Annotated in this window: 6 protein-coding genes and 2 tRNA genes; 4 read left to right on the top strand and 4 right to left on the bottom strand. The window is 68.6% G+C overall.

Annotation, left to right across the window (positions count from 1 at the left end; genetic code table 11):
- From ACTWPP_RS41635 to ACTWPP_RS41625, 3 genes are all read left to right on the top strand, one after another.
- The coding region (locus ACTWPP_RS41635) for a hypothetical protein (protein ID WP_443109991.1) at positions 1–957 on the top strand (957 nt) is incomplete at its 5' end.
- A 193-nt stretch (positions 958–1,150) separates the two neighbouring features.
- Entirely contained in the window at positions 1,151–1,684 is a 534-nt protein-coding gene (locus ACTWPP_RS41630; protein ID WP_443109990.1) for a hypothetical protein, read from the top strand.
- A gap of 2 nt (positions 1,685–1,686) precedes the next feature.
- Positions 1,687–1,893 (top strand): DNA-binding protein, encoded by a 207-nt coding sequence (locus ACTWPP_RS41625; protein WP_443109989.1) that lies wholly within the window; start codon positions 1,687–1,689, stop codon positions 1,891–1,893.
- A 242-nt stretch (positions 1,894–2,135) separates the two neighbouring features.
- On the opposite strand, the gene ACTWPP_RS41620 is transcribed toward ACTWPP_RS41625, so the two are convergent.
- A tRNA-Gly gene (locus ACTWPP_RS41620) sits at positions 2,136–2,206 on the bottom strand.
- A 138-nt stretch (positions 2,207–2,344) separates the two neighbouring features.
- Here ACTWPP_RS41620 and ACTWPP_RS41615 point away from each other — a divergent pair.
- Positions 2,345–2,418 (top strand) — tRNA-Pro (locus tag ACTWPP_RS41615).
- A 74-nt stretch (positions 2,419–2,492) separates the two neighbouring features.
- On the opposite strand, the gene ACTWPP_RS41610 is transcribed toward ACTWPP_RS41615, so the two are convergent.
- The 3 genes from ACTWPP_RS41610 to alaS all read right to left on the bottom strand — a co-directional run bounded on the left by ACTWPP_RS41610 (position 2,493) and on the right by alaS (position 6,096).
- The gene (locus ACTWPP_RS41610; protein ID WP_443109988.1) at positions 2,493–2,756 is read right to left on the bottom strand and encodes a WGxxGxxG family protein; all 264 of its coding nucleotides are present in this window, start codon (positions 2,754–2,756) and stop codon (positions 2,493–2,495) included.
- A gap of 146 nt (positions 2,757–2,902) precedes the next feature.
- Positions 2,903–3,418 (bottom strand): hypothetical protein, encoded by a 516-nt coding sequence (locus ACTWPP_RS41605; protein ID WP_443109987.1) that lies wholly within the window; start codon positions 3,416–3,418, stop codon positions 2,903–2,905.
- A 50-nt stretch (positions 3,419–3,468) separates the two neighbouring features.
- Positions 3,469–6,096, bottom strand: a complete 2,628-nt coding sequence (alaS, locus tag ACTWPP_RS41600) for an alanine--tRNA ligase (protein ID WP_443109986.1) — start codon at positions 6,094–6,096, stop codon at positions 3,469–3,471.
- Positions 6,097–6,264: the final 168 nt, after the last annotated feature.

Below are 6,264 nucleotides of genomic sequence, written 5' to 3'. Positions count from 1 at the left end.
CATGCGGACGATCTCGTCCTTGTGCTCCTGGGTGAAATGCCGCCTCTGTCGTGCCAACGACCTTCCCTTCCGGTTCTCCCCAACAACCCTAGTTGGGGACCTGTCCGGAAGATCCGGGGCGCCTCAGTCCAGACACCTGGCCAGGTCACCGGATACGCGGTAGCGGTTCCGGGATACACGAACAACGCGAAAGCCCCGATCTACTTCTCTGGAGGCAAGCTTGCCGCTGACCTCACATTGCCGAAGCTGCGGTATCGGTGGGGTGTGGGGGCGGCTGTCCCGACCGCGCGGCAGGTGACCAGGACTCGGCAACTGGTTCTCGACCATGTGGTGCGAACCGCGGCTTACCGGGAGGCCGCACATGCGGCGGCTGCGGCGGCCTGGCACATGCGGCATACCAGTGATCCGGAAGTGCGCGCGGACGTCGCATCTGCGGCCTCTGACGTCTTGCACGTGACAGCAGATATCACCGGGAACAGGGAGCTCGCGAAGGCCGCCGACGTCTACGACCGTGCCGCGCGGGAACCGTTCGGACGCCCTTCTCCGACTTCCTCGTCCGGCAACGGGCTGAGGGTAGCCGCGCGGATCATGGCCGTCACCAACATCGGCAGGGGCGACCAACGTGATCGGAGTAGGGATCTCACGGTCGAGCTGCTGTTCTTGATCGCCAACCTGGTGGAGATCATGGATGCGGTCGCTGCCCATCGGGAGTCGCAGCAACGTTCCGCGCAGGCTGGGGCAGCGCGACAAGCCGCCGGACGACTTCGCACCGTCCGGCGACAAGCGTCCTTGCCCGTCCGGCCAACGCCACCCCGAGTCGCCGATGCACAGGACGCCGGACGACTGGCGGCGGAGTCCTTCCCCATACCGCTGAATGATGGCTTGCGGCGGGAGCCGGCGGGACGCTCGCGCCCTGACCGGGACCGCCAGCTCCATCGTCGCGGCCCCAAGCGCTGACCTGGAGCGACGGGACACGCCGCGTGCAGGCAGATAGTGGAGTAAAGATCATCGCGCATGCACAATTACGGAGCGTAAAGAATGTCAAAGCGTGCCAGGTGAACCTACCTGTCACCCCGAGAGGAAGGACGAGCCATGACCGCGCTTACCCCTGCACGAAACGCAGGAAGACAACGCCGCAAGGAGCATGTGCATGACCCATGACCGTTACGACCTCGGAGCAGCCTCCGAAGATGACAGAGCGACCGAGCAGATCGTCCACGACCTTCGCGAGCGCGTCCGAGACCTCAACCGTGCCACCGCAGGACCACCGGGCCTGACGATGCCGGCGACCGCCTATGCGGTGCTGGGAGCCCTCGCTTCGGCTGCCTACGGGCTCGACCAGACCATGCGGCAGCTGGACGAGTTCCTACTGCGGGAGCACCGAGAGCACCGCCTCGGCCACGATCACGGAGCGGACCTGGACGAGGCCCTGGACGCTTTCAGTCGCGCCATCCTCCACGCCCGCCATCTCACCTCCGGGCTCGGGGAAGCCGCGGGACAAGCGCAGAGCGCGATCAAGTCCGTCAACGGCCTCCCTCGTCCGGACGATCACCGGCCGCCCCTGAGCACCGCAACACCCTCAGCACGTCCTGACCTGGAGGTCCGGAGACCGAACGTCGAAGCGCCACCACGTAGGCAAGCCGCACGCCCGCGATGGGCCAGGAGCCGGGGGAAGGGGGCCTGAAGATGGAGTTGATGAGCCGCGAGGAACTCCTCGCGCTGCCCACCACCACGAACATCGAGACTGCCGCGCGGGCCATCGGGCTCGGACGCACGCGCGCTTACGAACTCGCCCGGACGGGAGAGTTCCCCTGCAAGGTGATCCGCGTGGGGGCCAGTTACCGCGTCGTCACCGCCGACCTGCGTCGGCTGCTCGGGGGAGAAGCGAGCTAGAAAGACGTCCGCTGGCTGAAGGTCCGGTTCCCCGACGGGAGCCGGGCCTTCGGCGTTGAGGCTGCCTGCTCCTGCGCCGTGTCGATCTTCGCCAGAGACGTTCAGACCATGATCACCAAGGTTCGCAGTTGAACCAGGATGCCGCCCAGGCGTGCCAGATCCCAGTGACAAATGGGTGACAAATGATCTTCAGAGGGTCAGTCAAGATCGCCCTACAAGTCTCTGACCTGGGGAAACAAGAGAGCGGGCGACGGGAATCGAACCCGCGTAGCCAGTTTGGAAGACTGGGGCTCTACCATTGAGCTACGCCCGCGAGCGGAGGGCCTGGGGCCCTCGATCGCCAACCCGTAGCGTACAGGGTTCCGGGTGCGGGCGTGCCGGGTGGTCCGGGTGCCGGGTAAGGAGCGGCGGGCGGGTCTGATCGGGACTAGACTTCTCGCGTCATCGTGTGCGGGCTGTAGCGCAGTTTGGTAGCGCACCGGCTTTGGGTGCCGGGGGTCGTGGGTTCAAATCCCGCCAGCCCGACGGGACGTCCCGGGCCGCCGCTCGGTCGGCGCCGTGAGGCGCGCTCGGGCGGCGGCCGGATGCTGGGACATGTCCTACATTCCCGGGCCTTCGCGGCGGCCGGTGCGGCTCTCGGCGGTTCCGACCTTCGGCTTGGACTTCCTCATGCCCATGGCTCCGAGAAGGCCGAGGAGACCGAGCAGGCCCCACAGGCCGGCCTTGCTGCCGCCGTCGTCCTCGTTCTGCGCCTGCTTCACCTGCTGGACGGCCGGTGGCTCGGCGTGCTCCGCGAACGCCGGCGCCGCGGGACCGAACGTGACCAGGGCGGCCAGGCTCACCGCTCCGAGGAACTTGCGCATGCTCTTCCCCATTTCCCTGAGTAATGAGTGGCGGATCCAGTCGGTGCCTGGCCGTTCCCTGAAGAGGTGCCGGGTAACGCCTCATACTGGGCGATCGCCGTTTGTTGACGCTTTTCTGAAGTGCGGCAAAGGGGTGGGGGAGATCATTAAGGGTGTGTAGGCGTCTTTTTCGGGGGTTCGGTGGCGAGGGTGCCGGCGCGGATTTCGCCGAGGACGGTCGCCACGGTGCCGACGACCTCGGGTACCGCTTCGCGGAGGGCTTCGGCGGAGGCGTGGTGCGTGCGGGCGTCCACCTGGGCGGCCTCCAGGAGGGGGAGGACGTCGGAGAGTTGGTGTTCGAGCCAGCCCATGGGGTCGGCGGTGAGGCCGGGGACGAAGACGCGCCGGCCGGGCTCGTTGTCGATCATGCCCGGGTGGTGGTGCATGCGGTCCTTGGAGCCCGGGCCGCCGGTGACCGACTCCAGGAAGTCGGCCCGCCAGACGGCCCGGTCCACGATGACCTGCTGGGACGCGTTGGGGGAGCCGCGCCACGGGGGCGTGCCGAGCAGTCGCAGTTCGACGCGGACGCCGCGTTCGTGTCCGCCGCGGTGGGGGTCCGGGTCGACCAGGTAGAGGTCTTCGACCGTGATCCCGAGGGTGTGGAAACAGAACACGCGCAGCACTGAAGGGCTCCCCTCGCCGTCCTGTTTCGTACGATACGTGGAGTTTTGGGCTAATCAAGGGTGAGGAGTGTCCGGGCCCGTCGCGCCGCGGTGGTGATCGCCTTCGGCAGGTTTCCGGGGTCGCGACCGCCCGCGTTCGCGATGGGGCCCTTGCCCCCGGCGCCGCCGCCGACCTCGCGCGCCGCTTCCGTCAGGAGGTCGCGCGCCTGGATCCCGGTGTCCGCTCCGGCCGCCGCCACGAGCGCCGCCTTGCCGTCCGTGTCGGTGCCCAGGACGACGACGCCGCGGCCGTCGCGGAGGGTGAGGATCTTGGTGGTGAGGGTGCGGAGGTCGGCGCCGGTGGTGCTCGGAACCCTCTGTGCGACCAGCCATCCGCCCGGTACGGGCTCGGCGAGGGACGCCAGGCGTTCCGCTTGAGCGTCCAGTTCGGCCTGGCGGAGGGTGTCGAGGTGCCGCCGGGTCTCCGCGAGGGTCTCCAGGCGTTGCCGCAGGCGGTCGGGCGCCTGGTCGGGACGGACGTTGAGCATCGCCGCGAGTTCGGTGAGGATGTCGCGCTGATGGTCGTGGTGGCGCAGCGCGTCGGCTCCGGTGAGCGCCTCGATGCGGCGCAGGCCGGTACCGATGGACGCCTCCCCGACGATGTGGACGGGACCCGCCTGGGAGCCGTGCCCGACGTGGGTCCCTCCGCACAGTTCACGGGACGCGTCGCCGATGTCCACGATGCGGACGTCCTGGCCGTACTTCTCGCCGAACAGCGCGACCGCCCCCGCCGCCTCGGCTTCGGCGCGGGTCGTCTCCCAGACTCGGACTTCGGGGTCGTCGAGCAGGTAGTCGTTGACGAGGGTCTGGACGGGTCGGGTGTCGACCGGGGAGAAGTGTGCGAAGTCGAAACGCAGGCGTCCGGGCTCGACGCGGGAGCCGCGTTGTGCCGCGTGATCGCCGAGGAGCCGGCGCAGCATCGCGTGCAGGACGTGGGTCGCGCTGTGGGAACGGGCGGTGGCCGCACGGCGGTCCGCGTCCGCGACCGCTTCGGCCTCGTCGCCGGGGCGCACCTCGCCGTCCAGTATGCGGACGGTGTGCACGTGCAGATCGTCGAGGCCGGGCCGGGTGTCCAGGACCCGCAGGGTCGCTCCGGAGGTGCGCACCGTGCCCGTGTCGCCGACCTGGCCGCCCGATTCCGCGTAGAACGGGCTTCGCGTCAGGATCACCTCGACTTCGTCGCCTTCGCCCGCCGCGTGGAGTGTTCCGTGCGGGCCGAGCAGCGCCTGGACGCGTGTTTCCGCCGATGTCGACGCGTAGCCGACGAACTGGGTAGGCCCGTGTTCGGCGGTGATGCGCCGGTAGGCGTCTTGGCGCGCGACCGCGTCGCCCTTCCTGCCCTGGCCCGCCCGGTGCGCCTGGTGTCGCTGTTCTTCGAGGAGCGCGGCGAATTCGTCCTCGTCGACGGTGAGGCCCGCCGAGCGCGCGGCGTCGACGGTCAGGTCGATCGGGAAGCCGTAGGTGTCGTGCAGGTCGAACGCGGTGCGCCCGGAGATGGTGGCCGTCGCGCGCCCGATCGCCGACTCGAGGAGCCGCGAACCCTGCCGCAGCGTCCGCTCGAACCCCTCCTCTTCGGCCGTGACGACCTGCCGGATCAGTGCGGACTGCCGCGTCAGCTCGGGCCACGTCCCGCCGAGGTTGCCGATGACGCTGGACGTCAGCGCCGGCAGGGCGAGGTCGTCGATGCCGAGCCTGCGCGCGTGCCGGACGGCGCGGCGCATCAGGCGGCGCAGCACGTAGCCTCGGCCGTCGCGCGCGGGCATGACGCCGTCGGCGATGAGGAACGTGATCGACCGCGAATGCTCCGCGACGACGCGGAAGGACGTGGAGTCGTCGCCGCCGTCGCGTCCCGGGTATTCGCGGCCCGCCATTTCCTGGACGAGCCGGAACGTCGGCGCCAGCAGGTCGGTCTCGCACACCGTGTCCACGTCCTGCAGAACTGCCGCGAGACGGTCGAGACCGAGTCCTGTGTCGATGTTCCGCGCGGGCAGTTCGCCGAGAATCGGGTACCCGTCCTTGCCGGAGCCCTCGCCACGGAGGTTCTGCATGAAGACGAGATTCCACAGTTCTTGATAGCGCTCGCCGTCTACGGCTGGTCCGCCCTCACGTCCGAAGGACGGCCCCCGGTCGTAGTGCAGTTCGGAGGACGGGCCGCATGGGCCGGGTATGCCCATCGACCAGTAGTTGTCCTCCATGCCGAGCCGCTGGATCCGTTCCGGGGGGACGCCGACGCGCTGCCAGAGGCGTACGGCTTCCTCGTCGTCCAGGTACACGGTGATCCATAGACGTTCGGGGTCGAGGTTGTAGTGGCGGGTGAAAAGCTCCCACGCCCAGGAGATCGCCTCCGACTTGAAGTAGTCGCCGAAGGAGAAGTTGCCGAGCATTTCGAAGAACGTCGCGTGCCGGGTCGTGCGGCCAACGTTCTCGATGTCGGACGTGCGCGCGCACTTCTGCACGGACACCGCGCGAGGGTGCTCAGGCGTGGTCTCGCCAAGGAAGTACGGCTTGAACTGGTTCATGCCCGCGTTCGCCAGCAGAAGCGTGGGGTCGGACGGAATCAGCGGGCTGGATGGCACGACGCGATGGTCGCGCTTCTGGAAGAAGTCCAGGAATGTCGAACGTATGTCAGTCGAGCGCATGGGACGGCCTCACGAGGTCGATGGGATGACGGCGCACACCGCCGAGCCGGGCCGGGCACGACTGCTCGTTCCCCAGCTCGGCGCGGCTAGCTCGCCGTCCCACCTCGTGAAAGTCCATCGCCTCAAAACTACGTCCTGCGGCGAACGACGGCACATGGATTTCGTGTC

This window comes from Actinomadura sp. 3N407 (assembly GCF_052245875.1).
Classification (GTDB): Bacteria; Actinomycetota; Actinomycetes; order Streptosporangiales; family Streptosporangiaceae; genus Spirillospora.
Note: the sequence above shows the minus strand (reverse complement) of the source record. Positions and strands in the feature narration are given on the sequence as shown.